Source organism: Pseudonocardia sp. (genome assembly GCF_025465255.1).
GTDB lineage: Bacteria > Actinomycetota > Actinomycetes > Mycobacteriales > Pseudonocardiaceae > Pseudonocardia.
On sequence record NZ_JAODNI010000048.1, the window covers coordinates 1 to 17,109 of the forward strand.

Below are 17,109 nucleotides of genomic sequence, written 5' to 3' on the forward strand. Positions count from 1 at the left end.
CCGCCCGCGGGCGGTGCCCGCCCGGGCCCGCCTCCCGGGCCGCGCCCCACCCCCGCCGCCGCACCCGTCGCGGAGACGCCCGCCGTGGCCGTCGAGCCGTCGCCCGTGCCACACGCGAGCACGGACCCGGCCCGGTGGGGCCGATTCGAGCCGGACGGCACGATCTACCTCTTCGCCGCGGAGGGCGAGCGCGTCGTCGGCTCGTTCCAGGCCGGCACGCCCGAGGAGGGGCTGGCGCACTTCGCCCGCCGCTTCGACGACATGCTCACCGAGACCGAGCTGCTCGCGGCCCGGCTCGCGACCGGCGGTGGGGACCCCAAGCACGCCCTGACCAGCGCCCGCGCCCTGCGCGACGGGCTGGCCGAGGCCGCCGTCGTCGGGGACGTCGCCGCGCTCGGGGCCCGGCTGGACGAGCTGATCGCCCGCGCCGAGGAGGCCGTCGGCGCCGCCCGGCACGCCCGGGACGCGCAACGGAGCGCGGCCGTCGCCCGCAAGGAGGCCCTGGCCGTCGAGGCCGAGGAGATGGCCGCCGAGTCCACCCAGTGGAAGCAGGCCGGCGACCGGTTCAAGGCCATCCTCGACGAGTGGCGGACGATCAAGGGCATCGACCGCAAGACGGACGAGGCCCTCTGGAAGCGCTTCTCCAAGGCCCGCGAGGCGTTCAACCGCCGCCGCGGCTCGCACTTCGCGGACCTGGACCGGCAGCGCGCCGGCGCGAAGACGCGCAAGGAGGAGCTGGTCGCCGAGGCCGAGTCGCTGACGGAGTCCGACGACTGGGGTCCCACGGCGGCCCGCTACCGGGACCTGATGACCGAGTGGAAGGCCGCGGGCCGCGCCCAGAAGGACGCGGACGACTCGCTCTGGCAGCGCTTCCGCGGCGCCCAGGACGCGTTCTTCGCCCGCCGCTCCGCCGTGTTCGCCGAGCGGGACTCGGAGTTCGCCGCGAACGCCGAGGCCAAGAAGGCCCTGCTCAACGAGGCCGAGAAGATCGAGACCCGGGACGCGGACGCCGCGCGGGCCGCGCTGCGGGACATCCAGGAGCGCTGGGAGGCCATCGGCAAGGTCCCCCGGGACGACATCCGTCCGCTGGAGTCCCGGCTGCGCGCCGTCGAGGAGAAGGTGCGCGACGCCGCGGACCGGGAGTGGAAGCGCACCGATCCCGAGGCCGAGGCCCGGGTCGCGCAGTTCCGTGACCGGGTCGCGCAGTTCGAGGCGCAGGCGGAGAAGGCCCGCGCCGCCGGGGACACCCGCCGCGCCGAGGAGGCCGAGCGCCAGGCCGCGACCTGGCGGGAGTGGCTGGAGACGGCCCAGCAGGCGGTCGAGGGCCGGTAGCCCGGCCCCGCAGTCCATGATCCCGATCCGGGCGGCGAAACGTGCGCGTGACGTCCGTTTCACCGCCCGATTCGTGATCTTGAGGGAGACCCCCTTCACGATCGCAACCAGGTCCGCGGATCCGGCTTCTCCGGCACGCCGGCGCGGCCATCCTGCGCGGATGCCCCCGTCCCCTTCAGCACCTGCTCGCCCGCCAGGACGGCCTCATCACGCTCGGCCAGGCGGCCTCCTGCGGGACGCCGCACCCGCGGTCCGCCGACGGGTTCGGAGCGGCGCCCGGCGGCGGGTCCGTCCCGGTGTCCGGGCTCGCCGCGGCCTTCCGGCACGAGCTGCTTCCCCGCGCACCCGAGACCGTCGAGGTCACGGTTCGCCGGAGATCCGGGCCGACGGCGCCGTCCGGGATTCGAGTACGCCGACGGGATCTCGACCGGCGCGATCTCGTCGGGATCCACGGCATCTGGGTCACCGACGTCCCGCTGACGGTGCTCGAGGTGGCGGCCGCCCTCGACGACGGCGTGAACGCGAAGCGAGCTCCCGCTGTGCGACGGCTGCTCGTCGCGGCGGCGGACCGCACGGACCCCGCCGCCGAACGGATCCTGATCAAGTTGCTCCGCGACGGCGGGCTCGACGGCTGGGCCCGCGGCATCCGGTTCGGCCCCTACGAGATCGACCTCGGGTTCCCGGAGGTGAAGGTGGCGATCGAGGTCGACGGGTGGGCGTGGCGCGTGGACGCGGACCGGTTCGCACGGACCGGAGGAAGCAGAACACGCTCGTCGTCGCGGCCGGCTGGACGGTGCCGCGGTTCACCTGGCACGACCTGCAGAAGCGGCCCACCCAGGTCGTCGCCGAGATCCGGGCCGCGCTCACAAGGGCGAGGTGATCACGATTCGGGCGGAGAGACGGACGCTACGCGTACGTCCGCCGCCCGGATCGCGAGCATGAAGACCTAGCGGCGCAGCGCGATCCTGGCCCAGGTCGCCGCCAGCACCAGCACCACCACGACCGCCAGCAGCAGGCCCGGCCCCGGGCCGTCGAGACCCTGCGGGATGCCGATCTGGCGGGACCAGATCGCCCACAGGCCGTTGACGAAGGAGATGCCGCAGCCCACCGCGGAGAGCCAGGCGACCGCCCAGAACCGTGTGGTCAGGGCGAGGGCGGACGTGATGACCCCGAAGGCGAGCGCGGTGACCGTGAACATCCGGGGCAGCACCCCGAACCACTCCGCGCCGACGAGGATCTGCCAGCCCGCGGCCGGCCCGACCCACGGCAGCAGCAGCGCGCCGATCAGCGCGACGACGCCGACCGCCACGACCATGGCGGTCGCGCCGGGGTCGAACCGCCGCTCCACCCGCTTCGCGACGCCCGCGAGCTCGATCTCCAGGGAGGACAGCTCCTCGGGGAAGGGACGGTCGGAGCGCTTGCCGTTCTGCGGCGAGGTCATCGATGAGCCCCTTCCGGGACGAGAGCGCCACAGCCGGGCGCGGGATCGGGCGAGGCGACAGGCGCCCCGAACGACGGTAGGCCGAGCCCGGTCGGAGCGCCACCAGGTCGCTGCCCGGTTTCGTGCGCGTCGCCCGCGCGGGTGCGGCGGTGGGCGAGCACGCCACCGTCGGAGACGAGATGGTGCGGCGCGCCGTAGTCGACCCGCACGGTGACGAGGTCACCGGGGCGCGGGGAGGCCGAGCCCGGCGCGAAGTGGACCAGCCGGCCGTCCCGGGCGCGACCGCTCATCCGGTGGGTTGCGCCGTCCTTGCGGCCCTCCCCCGTGGCGACGAGCACCTCGACCTCGCGGCCCTCGACCGCCCGGTTCTCCTCCCAGGAGATCTGTTCCTGCAGCTCGACGAGCCGCATGTACCGCTCCTGGACGACGGCCTTGGGCAGCTGGTCCGGCAGGTCCGCAGCCGGGGTCCCGGGGCGCTTGGAGTACTGGAACGTGAAGGCCTGCGCGAAGCGGGCCCGGCGCACGACCTCGAGGGTGCCCTCGAAGTCCTCCTCGGTCTCGCCCGGGAAGCCGACGATGATGTCCGTCGAGATCGCGGCGTGCGGGATGGACTCGCGCACCTCGTCCAGGATCGAGAGGAACCGCGCCGACCGGTACGAGCGGCGCATGGCCTTCAGGATCCGGTCCGAGCCGGACTGCAGCGGCATGTGCAGCTGCGGGCAGACGTTCGGCGTCTCGGCCATCGCGGCGATGACGTCCGAGGTGAAGTCCCGAGGGTGCGGCGAGGTGAAGCGGACGCGCTCGAGCCCGTCGACGGTCCCGCAGGCCCGCAGCAGCGAGGCGAACGCACCCCGGTCCCCGAACTCGGAGCCGTAGGCGTTCACGTTCTGCCCGAGCAGGGTCACCTCCAGCACGCCGTCCGCGGCGAGGGCCTCGACCTCCGCCAGGATGTCGCCCGGCCGCCGGTCCCGCTCCTTGCCGCGCAGCGCCGGGACGATGCAGAACGTGCAGGTGTTGTTGCAGCCCACGGAGATCGAGACCCAGCCGGCGTAGGCGGACTCGCGGCGGGCGGGCAGCGTGGAGGGGAAGACCTCCAGCGACTCCAGGATCTCGACCTCCGCGGAGGCGTTGTGCCGCGCCCGCTCCAGCAGCGTCGGCAGCGATCCCACGTTGTGCGTGCCGAACACCACGTCGACCCAGGGCGCCCTGCGCGTGATCGTCTCGCGGTCCTTCTGCGCCAGACACCCGCCGACGGCGATCTGCATGTCCGGGTTGGCGACCTTCGCGGGCCGCAGGTGGCCCAGGTTGCCGTAGAGCTTGTTGTCCGCGTTCTCCCGGACCGCGCAGGTGTTGAACACGACGACGTCCGCGACGTCCGGGTCCTGCGCCCGCGTGTACCCCGCCGACTCGAGCAGTCCGGCCATGCGCTCGGAGTCGTGCACGTTCATCTGGCACCCGTAGGTGCGGATGGTGTAGCTGCGGGTCACGCCCCCGAGGGTAGGCCCCGGGACGGCGGGGACGACAAGCGAGCCCCGGAGCGGGAGGATGATCGCGTGCCGCCGCCCCGCGCCCTCCCCCGCCGGACGGTGCTGCGTGCCGCGGGCGGGCTCGGGCTGCTTGCCGGCCTCGGCGGCGCCGCCGGGTGCGGGGCGCCGTTCGCGGACCGCCGGCTGCCGATCGCGGCCGGGGTCGCCCAGGGGGTCTACTCCCGGCTCGGGACGACGCTGTCCGAGATCTGGCGCGAGGACCTGCATCTGTCCACCCCGCCCGAGGTGCTCACGACGTTCGGTTCGCCGGACAACCTCGCCCGGCTGACGGCCGGCGCGGCGGAGGTCGCGTTCAGCCAGGTGGACACGGCCGCGGAGATGATCGGGACCGTCCCCGCCGACGGGCCGCGGGCCCTGCGCGGCCTGGCCCGGATCTACGACGACGCGCTGCACGTCGTGATCCGCCGGGACGCGCCCTACCAGCGGCTCGCGGACCTGCGCGGCGCCCGGGTCTCGATCGGCCCGCAGACCTCGGGCTACCGGGTCATCGCCCAGCGGGTGCTCGCGGCCGCGGGCCTGGACGCCGCCCGGGACGTCACGCCGTCCGAGCTCGGGCTCCAGGACGCCTGCGACGCCCTGCGCGCGGGCACGATCGACGCGTTCTTCTGGTCCGGCGGCCTGCCGACGACCGGGATCGCGACGCTGGCCCAGGAGCTGCCCGTCCGGCTGCTGGACCTCGGCGACGACCTGCCGGCCGTCCGCGAGCGCCACCCCGTCTACTCCTCCGGCACCGTCCCGGCCTCGACGTACGGAATCGGCGAGGCGGTCAGCACCCTGCTCACGCGCAACATCCTGTTGGTCCCGGCCTCGATGGAGGACGACCTCGCCGAGGCGCTGGTGCACTCCCTGTTCAACGAGCAGCAGCGGCTCTCCGAGGCGGGCCCCGCGGCCGTCACCATCGACGCGCGGACGGCGATCGGCACCCAGCCCGTCCCCCTGCACCCGGGGGCCGAACGCTTCTACCGGGAGTCCAAGGACGCCTGAGCCGGGGCCGCGGCGTGCGGGGCCCACGGCAGCCGCGCGGTGACCCGCAGGCCCCCTCCGCACGGCAGCTCGAGGCGCAGCGCACCCCCGGACAGTTCCGCGGTACGCGCCGCGATCGCCAGACCCAGCCCGGTGCCCTCGACGTTGCTCTGGCCCGGGCCGCGCCAGAACCGGTCCGTCGCCCGCTCCAGCTCGTCCGGGTCCATCCCGGGCCCGGAGTCCAGCACGGCGATGTCGACGCCGGGGTCGGCTTCGGCGTCGTCGGTCCGCACCGGGCGCACCGTCACGGTGATCGAGCCGCCGGCCGGCGTGAACTTGATCGCGTTGTCCAGCAACGCGTCCAGCAGCGTCTCGATCCCGCCGGGCGCCATCCGCACCCACAGGCCGCGGGCGCCGCCCCGGAGCAGCCGCAGCCCGGTGTGCTCGGCGAGCGGACGCCAGGCGTCGAGCCGGTCGTCGACGGCGCGGTCGATCTCGGTGACGGCGCCGGAGTCGCCGCTCGAATCCCGTTCCGCGCGGGCCAGGGCCAGCAGCCCGTCGAGGACGCCGGAGAGCCGCTCCGCCTCCTCCAGCGCCGCGAAATGCTCCTCCGCGGCCTCCGGCGGCACCCGGCCCTCGAGGTTGGACAGCCGCAGGCGCAGCGCGGTCAGCGGGTTGCGGAGCTGGTGGCTCGCGTCCGCGACGAACGCGCGCTGGGCGGCGAGCGCCTGGGTCACCGTCTCGGCCATCCGGTCGAACGACGCCGTGAGCCGGCGCAGCTCGGGCGGGCCGGTGCCGTCCGAGACCGGCTCGGCGGGCCGCCCGGCGAGCACGGAGCGCGCGACCCGGCCGGTGCCCTCGTCGAGCCGGCGGACCGGGCGCAGGATCCAGCGGGTCAGCGGCACCGCGACGAGCACGCCCAGGCACAGGGCCACCAGCACGGCCGCCGCCACCAGCGACCAGATCCTCAGCTCGCGCTCCCGCAGCGGCCCGGTCGGCGAGACGGTGATCGCGGCGCCGCGCACCTCGCCGTCGACGAGCACGGGTTCGGCCAGCACGATCGGCCGGGTGTCCCACGGCAGGAGCAGCGGGTACGAGGCGGAGCGGCGGCTGGCCAGCGCCACCTGTAATCGGGTCCGCCCCTCCGCGTCCAGCACCGGCGGGTCTCGCCGGGAGGCGGCGACGACCCGTTCGCTGCGGTCCACGATCGTCACCGCGACGCCGTAGACCTCGTCGTAGCGCGCCAGCTCCTCGGCCAGCCCGACCGCGCTGTCCTCGGTGATCGGCCGCTGGGCGCGCGAGGCGAAGAAGATCGTGTCCGTCAGCCGGTCGGTGAACAGGGTCTGCTGCTCGGCGCGCGCGTCGGCGATCGCGAGCGGCACCCCGAGCCCGACGGCGAGCAGCCCGACGAGCACGCACACGATCACCAGCAGCCGGGCCCGCACGGCGTCAGCCCACGTCCCGGCCCGCGCCGCCGGTCCCTCCCGAGCCCAGCCGGTAGCCGACGCCGCGCACGGTCTGGACCAGCTCCGGGCGGCCCAGCTTCGTGCGCAGGGTCGCGACGTGCACGTCGAGGGTCCGGTTGGCGCCCGGCCAGCTGCGCCCCCACACCTCGGCGACGATCCGGTTGCGCGTGCAGACCGCCCCCTTCGCCCCGGCCAGCAGGGCCAGGACCTGGAACTCCTTGCGGGTCAGCGCGACGTCCCGGCCGTCGACCGAGACCGCGTGGCGGCCCAGGTCGATCAGCACGCCGTCGACCGCGACGACCTCCAGGGCCGGCCCCGCGACGGTGCCCCGGCGGCGCTGCACGGCGTGCATCCGGGCCACCAGCTCGCCGACGTCGTAGGGCTTGACCACGTAGTCGTCCGCACCGGAGTGCAGGCCGAGGATCCGGTCGTCGACCTCGCCGCGGGCGGACACCACGATCACCGGGACCTCGCTGACGTCGCGGATCGCCCGGCACACGTCGACGCCGTCGACGTCCGGCAGGCCGAGGTCCAGCAACACGACGTCGACCCCGCCGAGATGGTCGACGACGCCGCGCCCGCGGTCCAGCCGGGTCGTTGTCATCCCGTGCCGGTGCAGGGCCGGCCGCAGTGCGGCCGCGATGCGGTCGTCGTCCTCCACGAGCAGGATGTGCACGTGTCCACCCTCCCCCGCTTGATCGACCATCGACGGGTCGTTATCAGAGCGAAACCCTAAAGGTTCACCAAAGTGGTGGACTCCGCTGTCCGATTCGCCCAGGCTCGCGCCATGCTCGGAGGACCCAGATGACAGCAACGACCGGTACTCCCATGATCTCGATGTCGGGTGTGGACAAGCACTTCGGCGATCTGCACGTGCTCCGCGACATCAACCTCGAGGTCGACGCGGGGCAGGTCGTGGTCGTGCTCGGGCCGTCGGGATCGGGCAAGTCCACCCTCTGCCGCGCCATCAACCGGCTCGAACCGATCGACAACGGCACCATCGCGATCGACGGCGAGGAGCTCCCGGCCGAGGGCAAGGCGCTCGCGGCGCTCCGGGCGGACGTCGGCATGGTGTTCCAGAGCTTCAACCTCTTCGCCCACAAGACGATCCTCGAGAACGTCATGCTGGCCCCGGTCAAGGTCCGCAAGGCGAACAAGGCCGACGCCGAGAAGAAGGCGCTCGCGCTGCTCGAGCGGGTCGGGATCGCGAACCAGAAGGACAAGTACCCGGCGCAGCTCTCCGGCGGCCAGCAGCAGCGCGTGGCGATCGCCCGTGCGCTGGCCATGGACCCGAAGGTGATGCTCTTCGACGAGCCCACCTCGGCCCTGGACCCCGAGATGGTCAACGAGGTCCTCGACGTCATGACCGGTCTGGCCGCCGACGGCATGACCATGGTCGTGATCACCCACGAGATGGGCTTCGCCCGCCGCGCCGCGAACCGGGTCCTCTTCATGGCGGACGGCGAGATCGTCGAGGACGCGAGCCCCGAGACGTTCTTCTCCGCCCCGAACTCGGACCGGGCCAAGGACTTCCTCGGCAAGATCCTCACGCACTGAGAGCCTCCCCACCCTTCCCGAACCAGAAAAGCGGAGAACCCATGAAGAAGTTGCGCATCCTGGCGGCCGGCGTCCTCGCCGGCTGTCTGGCCCTGACCGCCTGCGGGCAGTCCGGTAGCCCGGGCGCCTCCGCGCCCGTGGTCTCCGAGACGGCCGAGGCCAATGTCACGGTCGCCGGCTCCCCCACCTTCGACGCCATGAAGGCGCGCGACGGCGTCGTCGTCGGGGTCAAGGACGACCAGCCCGGCCTGGGCTTCAAGGACGCCACGACCGGCCAGTACTCGGGCTTCGACATCGAGATCGCGCGCCTGGTCGCCGCGAAGCTCGGCTTCGGCGCGGACAAGATCACCTACAAGACGGTCCCCTCCGCCGCCCGCGAGGACACCATCGCCCGCGGTGAGGTCGACTACTACGTCGGCACCTACACGATCAACGACAACCGCAAGAAGCTCGTGTCGTTCGCCGGCCCGTACTTCGTGGCGGGGCAGAGCCTGCTCGTCCGCGCGGACGACAGCACGATCACCGGCAAGGACACGCTCAAGGGCAAGAAGGTCTGCTCCGTCACCGGGTCCACCCCGATCCAGCGGGTGCGCGAGCAGGGCCTGACCGACCAGATCGTCGAGTTCCAGACCTACACCCAGTGCGTGGACCAGCTGCTGTCGAACCAGGTCGACGCCGTCACGACGGACGACGCGATCCTCAAGGGCTACGCGGCGCAGCAGCCGGACAAGCTCAAGGTCGTCGGTGAGACCTTCTCGCAGGAGCCCTACGGCATCGGCCTGAACAAGGACGACGCCGCCCTCCGCAACAAGATCAACGACATCCTGCAGGCCTCGTACGAGGACGGCACCTGGCAGAAGATCTACGACGAGACGCTCGGCAAGTCCGGCTCGCCGGCCTCGCCGCCCGCGATCCAGCGGTACTGACGCACCCTCCCGGGGCGGGCCGGTCTCCGGCCGCCCGCCCCGGCCCGTAGCCCGCGGCACGACACCGGCGAAGGAGCGACCCGCGGTGAACGTCCTGTTCGACAACCTGAGCCTCTACGGGAACGGGTTCCTCGGCACGATCAAGCTCTTCCTCGTCGCGGCCGTCGGCTCCCTGATCCTCGGGACCGTCCTGGCCGGCGCGCGGGTGAGTCCCGTTCCGGTCCTGCGCTCCTTCGGCACCCTGTACGTCAACACGATCCGGAACACGCCGCTCACGCTCGTGCTGTTCTTCTTCGCGTTCGCCTACCCCCGGCTCGAGATCGCCGACGTCTCGTTCTTCTGGCGCGCCTGCATCGGACTGATCCTCTACACGGCGGCGTTCGTGTGCGAGGTCGTCCGTTCGGGCGTCAACACCGTGCCGGTCGGGCAGGCGGAGGCCTCGCGGGCGCTCGGCTTCACCTTCGGCCAGACGATGACCGAGGTCGTCATGCCGCAGGCCATCCGCTCGGTCGTCCCGCCGCTGACCAACGTCCAGATCGCGCTGCTGAAGAACACGACGATCGCCGCCGGCTTCTCGGTGCTCGAGGCGGGCGGCATCTACGCCAACCTCTCCGAGCGCGGCTACAACGTGTTCGTCGGCCTGCTCTGGGTGGCGCTCGGCTTCCTCGTCCTGGTCCTGCCGCTGACGCTGCTGCAGCGCAACCTGGACCGGCGCTGGAGCACGGCCCGATGAATTCCCGGCCCCGAGACCAGCACCGGCCCCCGACCGCCAGGAGCGCTTCATGACCGCGGTCCTCTACGACATCCCGGGCCCGAAGGCCCGGGCCCGCAACACGATCCTCGGCGTCGTCGGCACCGCCGTCGTCCTGGCGATCGTCGGGTTCGTGATCTACCGCTTCATCGAGACCGGCCAGTTCGAGGGCCGGCTGTGGAGCTGGATCACCTACGTCAACATCCAGTACCTCCTGCTCGAGGCGCTCTGGAACACGCTCTCGGCCTTCGCGGTCGCGGCCGTCCTGTCGCTCGTGTTCGGCGCGGTGTTCGCCGCCGGCCGACTCTCCGAGCACGCGTGGCTCAGCCGCCCGTCGGTAGCGATCATCGAGCTCTTCCGGGCCGTACCGCTGCTGGTGCTGATCTTCATCCTGTTCTTCGGCGTGTCCCGCGGCCTCGGCATCGACATCCCGGCCTACTGGGCCGTCGTGCTGGGCCTGATGCTCTACAACGGCTCGGTGCTCGCCGAGGTGTTCCGCGCGGGCATCCGGGCGCTGCCGAAGGGGCAGAGCGAGGCGGCGTACGCGCTGGGCATGCGCAAGACGCAGGTGATGACGAACGTCCTGCTCCCGCAGTCCCTGCGCGCGATGCTGCCGACGATCCTCAGCCAATTGGTCGTCGTGCTCAAGGACACCGCACTCGGCTACATCATCCTGTACCCCGAGCTGCTCTACCAGGCGCGCTTCCTGGGCAGCCAGGGTCAGCTCGGCGCCCCGATCCTGCAGGTCGCGATGGTGGTCGCGGTCATCTACATCGCCATGTGCCTGATCCTCTCCGGGCTGTCGAAGCTGCTGGAGCGGCGCCTCAAGCGCAGCCCGAAGGCGGTCGGCACCGACCCGAAGGCCATGAACGAGGCCAAGGGTGATGTCCTCGCGTCACAGGCCCAGGGTGGCGGCGGCGGCGCGCTCTGAGACCTACAGGTTCTCGACGAGGACCGGCTCGATGCCCTCCGCCTCCGGCAGTCCGAAGCCGAAGACCTGGGCGTAGAAGGACAGCTCGGCCTCCAGCGCGCGGCGGATGTTCTCCGCGCGCCGGAAGCCGTGCTGCTCCCCCTCGAACACCAGGTAGGCGACGGGCACCTTGCGGGCCCGCAGGGCGCCGACGATCGCCTCGGACTGGTTCGGCGGGACGACCGCGTCCTCGGAGCCCTGCAGCACGATCAGCGGCCGGCTGAAGAGCTCGACGTGGTGGATCGGCGAGCGCTCCACGTAGACGTCGCGGGCCTCGGGATACGGCCCGACCAGGCCGTCGAGGTAGCGGCTCTCGAACTTGTGCGTGTCCGCCGCCAGCGCCTCCAGGTCCGCGACGCCGTAGTGGTCCGCCCCCGCCGCGAACGGCGTGTCCTCGCGGGCCAGGGCCGCCAGGGTCGTGTAGCCGCCGGCAGAGCCGCCGCGGATGGCGAGCCGGGTGCCGTCGACCCGGCCCTGCTCGGCGAGCCAGCGCGCGGCGGCCAGGCAGTCCGCGACGTCGACGATTCCCCAGGCACCCTTCAGCACGTCCCGGTAGGCCCGCCCGAAGCCCGTCGAACCCCCGTAGTTGACGTCGACGACGCCGAACCCGCGGCTCGTCCAGTACTGCACGTTCACCGACAGCACCGGTACCGCGGACGACGTCGGCCCGCCGTGGATCACTACGAGCAGCGGCGGGAGCTCCCCCTGCGGCCCCTCGTGCTCCGGGTTCGCGGGCGGGTAGAACAGCGCGTGCGCGGTCCGGGGCGCCCCCTGGCCGTCGACGGACGGGAACGAGACCGCCTCGGGGACGGACAGGTACCCGGTGTCCAGGCCGAGGTCGCGCGGCGGCCGCAGGGTCTCGGTGCGGCCGTCCGCCACGCTGACGCGGTGCACGCCCGGCTCCTCCGTCGGTGTCCCCGCGACGAGCACGACCTCCCCGGGCCCGCTCGCCCGCACCATGGCGATCGCGGAGAACGGCACGTCGACGTCGGTGAGAGTGCCGTCCGGCCGGCGCACGGCCAGGCCGTCGTACCCGGCCTGCCAGCGGGCGAAGACGATCTCCCCGCCGTCGAGCACCACGTACCGCGAGCCGCCGAGCGCCCACCCGGGCTCACCGATCTCGGCGTTGATCCGCACCTCCGGCACGATGTCCGTGCCCGGCAGCCAGCGGTAGACGTTCCACCAGCCGGTGCGGTCCGAGAGGAAGTGGAGGGCGCCGTCGGCGCTCCAGCGGGGTTCGGACACGGACTCCCCCGGGCCGCCCGCGACGATCGCCTCGTCCCCGGTGACGAGGTTCCGCCCGCTGAGGACGGTGTCGTCCCAGGGCATCGACGGGTGGTCCCAGGACACCCAGACCAGCCTGCGGCCGTCGGGGGACAGTCGTGGGCTCGCCACGAAGTCCGGGCCGGTGACCAGCACCTCAGGCTCCGACGGTCGGTCCGCCGACAGCCGGACGATCTCGTTGCGGACGTCGGCCGCGCCCTGCCCGTGCACCGGATGGTGCTCCCGGACCGCGACGAGCACGGAGCCGTCCGGCGACACGTCGACGTCCGCGTAGCGGTCCCCGCGGGTCAGCACCGACTCCGGCGTCAGGGGCTCGGGCTCACCGCCCGGCACGAGCCGGTAGAGCCGCTGGTCCGCCCAGTTGCTGAACCAGACGACGCCGTCGCGGACCTTCCACGCGCCGCCGCCGTACTCGTGGACGCCGGTACGGGCGTCGAAGCCGTCGGGAAGGAGGTCGGTGGTCGTGCCGTCGGCCGCCCGACGGACGAGCTGCGTGCGGCCTCCCTCGCCCGGCCGGCCCTCCGCCCACACGACCGCGTCCCCGTCGACCTGCACGCCGGCCAGCCGCACCGCCGCGGACAGGACCAGCTCGGACGTGATCGGGGTGGGCCAGGCACCGTACGGGGTGATCGTCACGGCATCAACGCTAGTCCGAGGCGACGGCGTCCGGCGGGCCGCCCGTGGCGCTTTCGTGTCGCGCCTCGACACCGACGCGGCACGAGCTCACCCGGCGGCCACCGCGCTCCCGGCACTTGTGACGTGTGGGCGGCCTCAGCGGATCCGGGCGGCGTCGCGCAGGAGCGCGGCCGCCCGCAGGAGGGCACCGGGGCGCAGCACCGGGAGCAGCCCGACGGCGCCGCTCAGGCCCGTCCACCAGCGCACCCGCCCGTCCTTGCGGAGCACGCCGACCGCGGGGGTCCCGCAGCCGGCGACCGTGCGCGGCAGGTTCGGATAGATCTCCGCCAGGCGCGGTTCCGAGCACGAGCGCACCCGGACCTTCACCGTGACGCACTCGGGCAGCTCCCGGGCGATCCGCGAGCAGCGCGGGCAGCCGGTGTCGTGGACGACGACCACCTCGCGCACGCCCGCTCTCGTCACCTGCTCATCGTGGCACCCACGTGCCGGGCGAGATGCTCCCCGGTGTGCGTCCCGGCGCTGAGCAGCTCGGCCGGGGTGCCCTGGAAGACGATCGACCCGCGTCGCCGCCGTCCGGCCCCAGGTCGACGACGTGGTCCGCGTGCGCGATGAGTCCAGGTTGTGCTCGATGACGATCACCGAGCTGCCCCCGTCGACGAGCCGGTCGAGCAGCTCCGGCAGGTGCCCGCAGTCCGACAGGTGCAGGCCGGCGGTGGGCTCGTCGAGGACGTACACGTGCCCCTCCTCGTGCATCCGTTTCGGGACGGGGACGGCGACGTTCCGGAGGTTGTTCTCGCGCGCTCCGGTGACGGAGATGAACCCCTGCTCGCCCGTGAACTCCTGCGGGACGGAGGTCCTCCTGGGGATCGGGCTCTTCGGACAGGCTGTAGACCGGACTCAAACTTGAGTATCATCGGTCGGCCGTCGGGTTCCGTTACCGTGGGTGGCTCCGACGCAGGCGGGAGCACCGATGAGCGAGCCGACCAGCACCCCACCCACGCCCGAGGAACCCACGGCGTCCGCGGCACCTGTCCCGACGCCGGTACCCGTGCCGATCGAGGACGCGCCGCTGCCCGCAGGCCCGGCACCGGACTACGACGAGCACGGCACCCCGAGCCTGGACTACGTCCGGGACAAGATCGAGGGCCGGCACGCGACTGCCCTGGGCTGGCAGGAGCTCACCGGGGACACCGAGGCTGCCCGCACCGCCGACGAGAAGTTCGAGGAGCGGGAGCAGAAGGGCAAGGACAAGCTCGCGGAGATCCGCAAGTCCCTCGGCCTCTAGCGCCTCGGCGCCGGCGCGCCTCCGGCACCTGTGCGCGGACCGCACGCCCGTCGCCCTGTGCGTGCGCAGCCTCGCTAGAACGAGGCTGCGCACGCACAACCCCGGCCGAGCTGCGCGAACATCCCGCGGCCGGTCGTTCCCAGGTCACCGACGGTTGTGCGCGCGGAACCTCGTTCTAGCGAGGTTCCACGCGCACAGGGTCAGTTGCGGCGGAACAGCTTGTTGCCGAGCCAGACGACCGGGTCGTACTTCCGGTCCACCACCCGCTCCTTCAGCGGGATCAGCGCGTTGTCCGTGATCTTGATGTGCTCCGGACAGACCTCGGTGCAGCACTTGGTGATGTTGCAGTATCCGAGGCCGTGCTCCTCCTGCGCCGCGACCTGCCGGTCCGCCGTGTCCAGCGGGTGCATGTCCAGCTCGGCGATCCGCATCAGGTAGCGCGGACCGGCGAAGTTCTGCTTGTTCTCCTCGTGGTCCCGCACGACATGGCAGGTGTTCTGGCACAGGTAGCACTCGATGCACTTGCGGAACTCCTGGCTCCGCTCCACGTCGACCTGCTGCATCCGGTACTCACCGGGTGCGACACCGGCCGGCGGCGCGAACGCCGGGACCTCCCGGGCCTTGGTGTAGTTGAACGACACGTCGGTCACGAGGTCCCGGATCACCGGGAACGTCCGCATCGGCGTCACGGTGACGACCTCGTCGTCGTCGAAGGTCGACATCCGCGTCATGCATGCCAGCCGGGGCTTGCCGTTGATCTCCACGCTGCAGGAGCCGCACTTGCCGGCCTTACAGTTCCAGCGGACGGCGAGGTCCTGGGCCTCGGTCTGCTGGAGCCGGTGGATGATGTCCAGGACGACCTCGCCCTCGTTCACCTCCGCCGGGTAGTCGACGAGCTCGCCCTTCTCGGAGTCCCCGCGCCACACGCGGAAGTGCTGCCAGTGGCTCATCCGAGCTCCTCGCTGATGCTCGTCGCCCGGCTTCGCCGGGACGCTGTGTTGAATGATGAGCTCGCACGCTCGCTCATGAGTCAGCTCCCCCAGCTCGGTGCCCGCCGAGCTCCTCGCCGGTGTAGTACTTCTTCAGCTCGTCGAGCTCGAACAGGTCGAACAGCTCCGGCCGCATCGGGATCTGCTCCTTGCGCGTCAGCTCCACGTTGTCCTCGCCGAGCGCGGAGCAGACCAGCAGGACGTGGCGCCAGCCCGAGTCCATCACCGGGAAGTCGTCCCGGGTGTGCCCGCCGCGGCTCTCCTGCCGCTCCAGCGCCGCCTTCGCCACGCACAGCGAGACGAGCAGCATGTTCCGCAGGTCCAGCGCGAGGTGCCAGCCCGGGTTGAACTCCCGGTGCCCCTCCACGCTGACGGTCCGGGTCCGCGTCGCGATGTCCTGGAGCTTCTTGAGCGCCATCTCCATCTCGTCTTCCTTGCGGATGATCCCGACGAGCTCGTGCATCGTCTTCTGCAGTTCCAGGTGGACGACGAACGGGTTCTCCCCGCCGTCGGTGGCACTCGAGAACGGCAGCAGGGCCCGCTCGACGGCGGCGTTCAGGTCGTCGGCCGTGACCTGCGGCCGGGTCCCCAGCGAGTCGACGTACTCCGCCGCGCTCAGCCCGCACCGCCGGCCGAAGACCAGCAGGTCGGACAGCGAGTTGCCGCCGAGCCGGTTCGAGCCGTGCATGCCGCCGGAGCACTCCCCCGCGGCGAACAGACCCGGCACCGTCGCCATCCCGGTGTCCGGCTCGACCTCGATCCCGCCCATCACGTAGTGGCAGGTGGGGCCGACCTCCATCGGCTCCTTTGTGATGTCGACGTCCGCCAGCTCCTTGAACTGGTGGTACATCGACGGCAGCCGCTTGAGGATCTCCTCGGGCGTCTTGCGCGAGGCGATGTCCAGGAACACCCCGCCGTGCGGGCTCCCCCGGCCGGCCTTGACCTCGGAGTTGATCGCCCGCGCGACCTCGTCACGTGGCAGCAGCTCCGGCGGGCGGCGGTTGTTGTCCGGGTCGGTGTACCAGCGGTCGCCCTCCTCCTCGGAGGTGGCGTACTGCTCCTTGAACACGTCCGGCACGTACTCGAACATGAACCGCTTGCCCTCGGAGTTCCGCAGCACGCCGCCGTCACCGCGGACGGACTCCGTGACGAGGATGCCCTTCACCGAAGGCGGCCAGACCATGCCCGTCGGGTGGAACTGCAGGAACTCCATGTTGATCAGGGTGGCGCCGGCGCGCAGCGCCAGGGCGTGGCCGTCGCCGGTGTACTCCCAGGAGTTCGACGTGACCTGGTAGCTCTTGCCGACCCCGCCCGTCGCCATGACGATCGCGGCGGTGTCGAACCGGACGAAGCTGCCGGTGTTGCGGAAGTAGCCGAAGCAACCGGAGATCGCGCCGCCGGTGGTGAAGAGCTCGGTGATCGTGCACTCGTGGAAGACCCGGATGTGGGACTCGTAGTCCCCGGTCTCCTTGAAGTCGTCCTGCTGCAACGAGACGATCTTCTGCTGCAGCGTGCGGATCAGCTCCAGGCCGGTCCGGTCGCCGACGTGCGCGAGCCGCGGGTACGTGTGCCCGCCGAAGTTCCGCTGGCTGATCTTGCCGTCCGGTGTGCGGTCGAAAAGCGCGCCGTAGGTCTCCAGCTCCCAGACTCGGTCCGGCGCCTCCTTGGCGTGCAGCTCGGCCATCCGCCAGTTGTTGAGGAACTTCCCGCCGCGCATGGTGTCCCGGTAGTGGACCTGCCAGTTGTCGTTCGGGTTGGCGTTGCCCATCGACGCCGCGCAGCCGCCCTCGGCCATCACGGTGTGTGCCTTGCCGAACAGCGACTTCGAGATGATCGCCGTCCGCTTGCCCTGCATCCGGGCCTCGATCGCCGCCCGCAGGCCGGCGCCGCCCGCCCCGATCACGACGACGTCGTACTCGTACGTCTCGACGTTCTCGGCGCTCATGTCGTTGTCTGGCATGC

Annotated in this window: 16 protein-coding genes and 1 pseudogene; 8 read left to right on the forward strand and 9 right to left on the reverse strand. The window is 72.1% G+C overall.

Annotated elements, in window-relative coordinates; all coding sequences use genetic code 11:
• The first annotated feature begins 84 nt into the window (after positions 1–84).
• Positions 85–1,332, forward strand: coding sequence for a DUF349 domain-containing protein (locus JWP64_RS04605; protein WP_297492773.1), 1,248 nt, complete (start codon positions 85–87; stop codon positions 1,330–1,332).
• 296 nt (positions 1,333–1,628) lie between these two features.
• Positions 1,629–2,282 carry a hypothetical protein gene (locus JWP64_RS04610; protein WP_297492625.1) on the forward strand — a complete coding sequence of 218 codons (654 nt, stop codon included), beginning with the start codon at positions 1,629–1,631 and terminating at the stop codon, positions 2,280–2,282.
• Here the strand turns inward: JWP64_RS04610 and JWP64_RS04615 are convergent.
• Both JWP64_RS04615 and miaB read right to left on the reverse strand, forming a co-directional pair.
• Entirely contained in the window at positions 2,279–2,773 is a 495-nt protein-coding gene (locus JWP64_RS04615; protein WP_297492627.1) for a hypothetical protein, read from the reverse strand. The two genes, JWP64_RS04610 and JWP64_RS04615, sit on opposite strands and share 4 nt — an antisense overlap.
• Positions 2,770–4,260: a tRNA (N6-isopentenyl adenosine(37)-C2)-methylthiotransferase MiaB gene (miaB, locus tag JWP64_RS04620; RefSeq protein WP_297492630.1), complete on the reverse strand. Its 1,491-nt coding sequence runs from the start codon at positions 4,258–4,260 to the stop codon at positions 2,770–2,772. Before miaB ends, JWP64_RS04615 begins: the two co-directional genes overlap by 4 nt.
• A gap of 66 nt (positions 4,261–4,326) precedes the next feature.
• Here miaB and JWP64_RS04625 point away from each other — a divergent pair, with 66 nt between their 5' ends.
• Positions 4,327–5,304 carry a TAXI family TRAP transporter solute-binding subunit gene (locus tag JWP64_RS04625; RefSeq protein ID WP_297492633.1) on the forward strand — a complete coding sequence of 326 codons (978 nt, stop codon included), beginning with the start codon at positions 4,327–4,329 and terminating at the stop codon, positions 5,302–5,304.
• Here JWP64_RS04625 and JWP64_RS04630 read toward each other — a convergent pair.
• The gene (locus tag JWP64_RS04630; protein ID WP_297492635.1) at positions 5,280–6,728 is read right to left on the reverse strand and encodes a HAMP domain-containing sensor histidine kinase; all 1,449 of its coding nucleotides are present in this window, start codon (positions 6,726–6,728) and stop codon (positions 5,280–5,282) included. The genes JWP64_RS04625 and JWP64_RS04630 overlap by 25 nt on opposite strands.
• Before the next feature lie 4 nt (positions 6,729–6,732).
• A complete protein-coding gene (locus JWP64_RS04635; RefSeq protein ID WP_297492775.1) occupies positions 6,733–7,425 on the reverse strand; it encodes a response regulator transcription factor in 693 nt (230 codons plus the stop codon).
• Between the two features lie 152 nt (positions 7,426–7,577).
• Here JWP64_RS04635 and JWP64_RS04640 point away from each other — a divergent pair, with 152 nt between their 5' ends.
• The 4 genes from JWP64_RS04640 to JWP64_RS04655 all read left to right on the forward strand — a co-directional run bounded on the left by JWP64_RS04640 (position 7,578) and on the right by JWP64_RS04655 (position 10,914).
• Entirely contained in the window at positions 7,578–8,306 is a 729-nt protein-coding gene (locus tag JWP64_RS04640; RefSeq protein ID WP_297492637.1) for an amino acid ABC transporter ATP-binding protein, read from the forward strand.
• 41 nt (positions 8,307–8,347) lie between these two features.
• The gene (locus JWP64_RS04645; protein WP_297492640.1) at positions 8,348–9,232 is read left to right on the forward strand and encodes a glutamate ABC transporter substrate-binding protein; all 885 of its coding nucleotides are present in this window, start codon (positions 8,348–8,350) and stop codon (positions 9,230–9,232) included.
• Positions 9,233–9,317: 85 nt separating this feature from the next.
• Entirely contained in the window at positions 9,318–9,965 is a 648-nt protein-coding gene (locus JWP64_RS04650; protein WP_297492642.1) for an amino acid ABC transporter permease, read from the forward strand.
• 49 nt (positions 9,966–10,014) lie between these two features.
• Complete coding sequence (locus JWP64_RS04655) at positions 10,015–10,914, forward strand: amino acid ABC transporter permease (protein ID WP_297492644.1); 900 nt, start codon at positions 10,015–10,017, stop codon at positions 10,912–10,914.
• Between the two features lie 3 nt (positions 10,915–10,917).
• Here the strand turns inward: JWP64_RS04655 and JWP64_RS04660 are convergent, their stop codons facing one another.
• From JWP64_RS04660 to JWP64_RS04670, 3 genes and pseudogenes are all read right to left on the reverse strand, one after another.
• Entirely contained in the window at positions 10,918–12,873 is a 1,956-nt protein-coding gene (locus JWP64_RS04660; RefSeq protein ID WP_297492647.1) for a S9 family peptidase, read from the reverse strand.
• Between the two features lie 135 nt (positions 12,874–13,008).
• The gene (locus tag JWP64_RS04665; protein WP_297492650.1) at positions 13,009–13,335 is read right to left on the reverse strand and encodes a hypothetical protein; all 327 of its coding nucleotides are present in this window, start codon (positions 13,333–13,335) and stop codon (positions 13,009–13,011) included.
• Positions 13,332–13,626, reverse strand: a pseudogene (locus tag JWP64_RS04670) (excinuclease ABC subunit A); the annotation flags it as partial. The pseudogene JWP64_RS04670 and the gene JWP64_RS04665, both read right to left, overlap by 4 nt.
• 217 nt (positions 13,627–13,843) lie before the next feature.
• On the opposite strand from JWP64_RS04670, the gene JWP64_RS04675 reads away from it, so the two are divergent.
• On the forward strand, positions 13,844–14,158 hold the full coding sequence (locus tag JWP64_RS04675) for a hypothetical protein (protein ID WP_297492653.1): 315 nt from the start codon (positions 13,844–13,846) through the stop codon (positions 14,156–14,158).
• Between the two features lie 200 nt (positions 14,159–14,358).
• Here the strand turns inward: JWP64_RS04675 and JWP64_RS04680 are convergent, their stop codons facing one another.
• Together JWP64_RS04680 and JWP64_RS04685 are read right to left on the reverse strand one after the other, a co-directional pair.
• Complete coding sequence (locus tag JWP64_RS04680) at positions 14,359–15,108, reverse strand: succinate dehydrogenase/fumarate reductase iron-sulfur subunit (protein WP_297492655.1); 750 nt, start codon at positions 15,106–15,108, stop codon at positions 14,359–14,361.
• 73 nt (positions 15,109–15,181) lie between these two features.
• Complete coding sequence (locus JWP64_RS04685; RefSeq protein WP_297492658.1) at positions 15,182–17,107, reverse strand: fumarate reductase/succinate dehydrogenase flavoprotein subunit; 1,926 nt, start codon at positions 17,105–17,107, stop codon at positions 15,182–15,184.
• Positions 17,108–17,109 lie beyond the last annotated feature (2 nt).

Coding starts and splice junctions, on each gene's coding strand:
- JWP64_RS04680 (WP_297492655.1), bottom strand. CDS start 15,108: ATGAGCCACTGGCAGCACTTCCGCGTGTGGCGCGGGGACTCCGAGAAG.
- JWP64_RS04645 (WP_297492640.1), top strand. CDS start 8,348: ATGAAGAAGTTGCGCATCCTGGCGGCCGGCGTCCTCGCCGGCTGTCTG.
- JWP64_RS04685 (WP_297492658.1), bottom strand. CDS start 17,107: ATGCCAGACAACGACATGAGCGCCGAGAACGTCGAGACGTACGAGTAC.
- JWP64_RS04675 (WP_297492653.1), top strand. CDS start 13,844: ATGAGCGAGCCGACCAGCACCCCACCCACGCCCGAGGAACCCACGGCG.
- JWP64_RS04615 (WP_297492627.1), bottom strand. CDS start 2,773: ATGACCTCGCCGCAGAACGGCAAGCGCTCCGACCGTCCCTTCCCCGAG.
- JWP64_RS04640 (WP_297492637.1), top strand. CDS start 7,578: ATGATCTCGATGTCGGGTGTGGACAAGCACTTCGGCGATCTGCACGTG.
- JWP64_RS04655 (WP_297492644.1), top strand. CDS start 10,015: ATGACCGCGGTCCTCTACGACATCCCGGGCCCGAAGGCCCGGGCCCGC.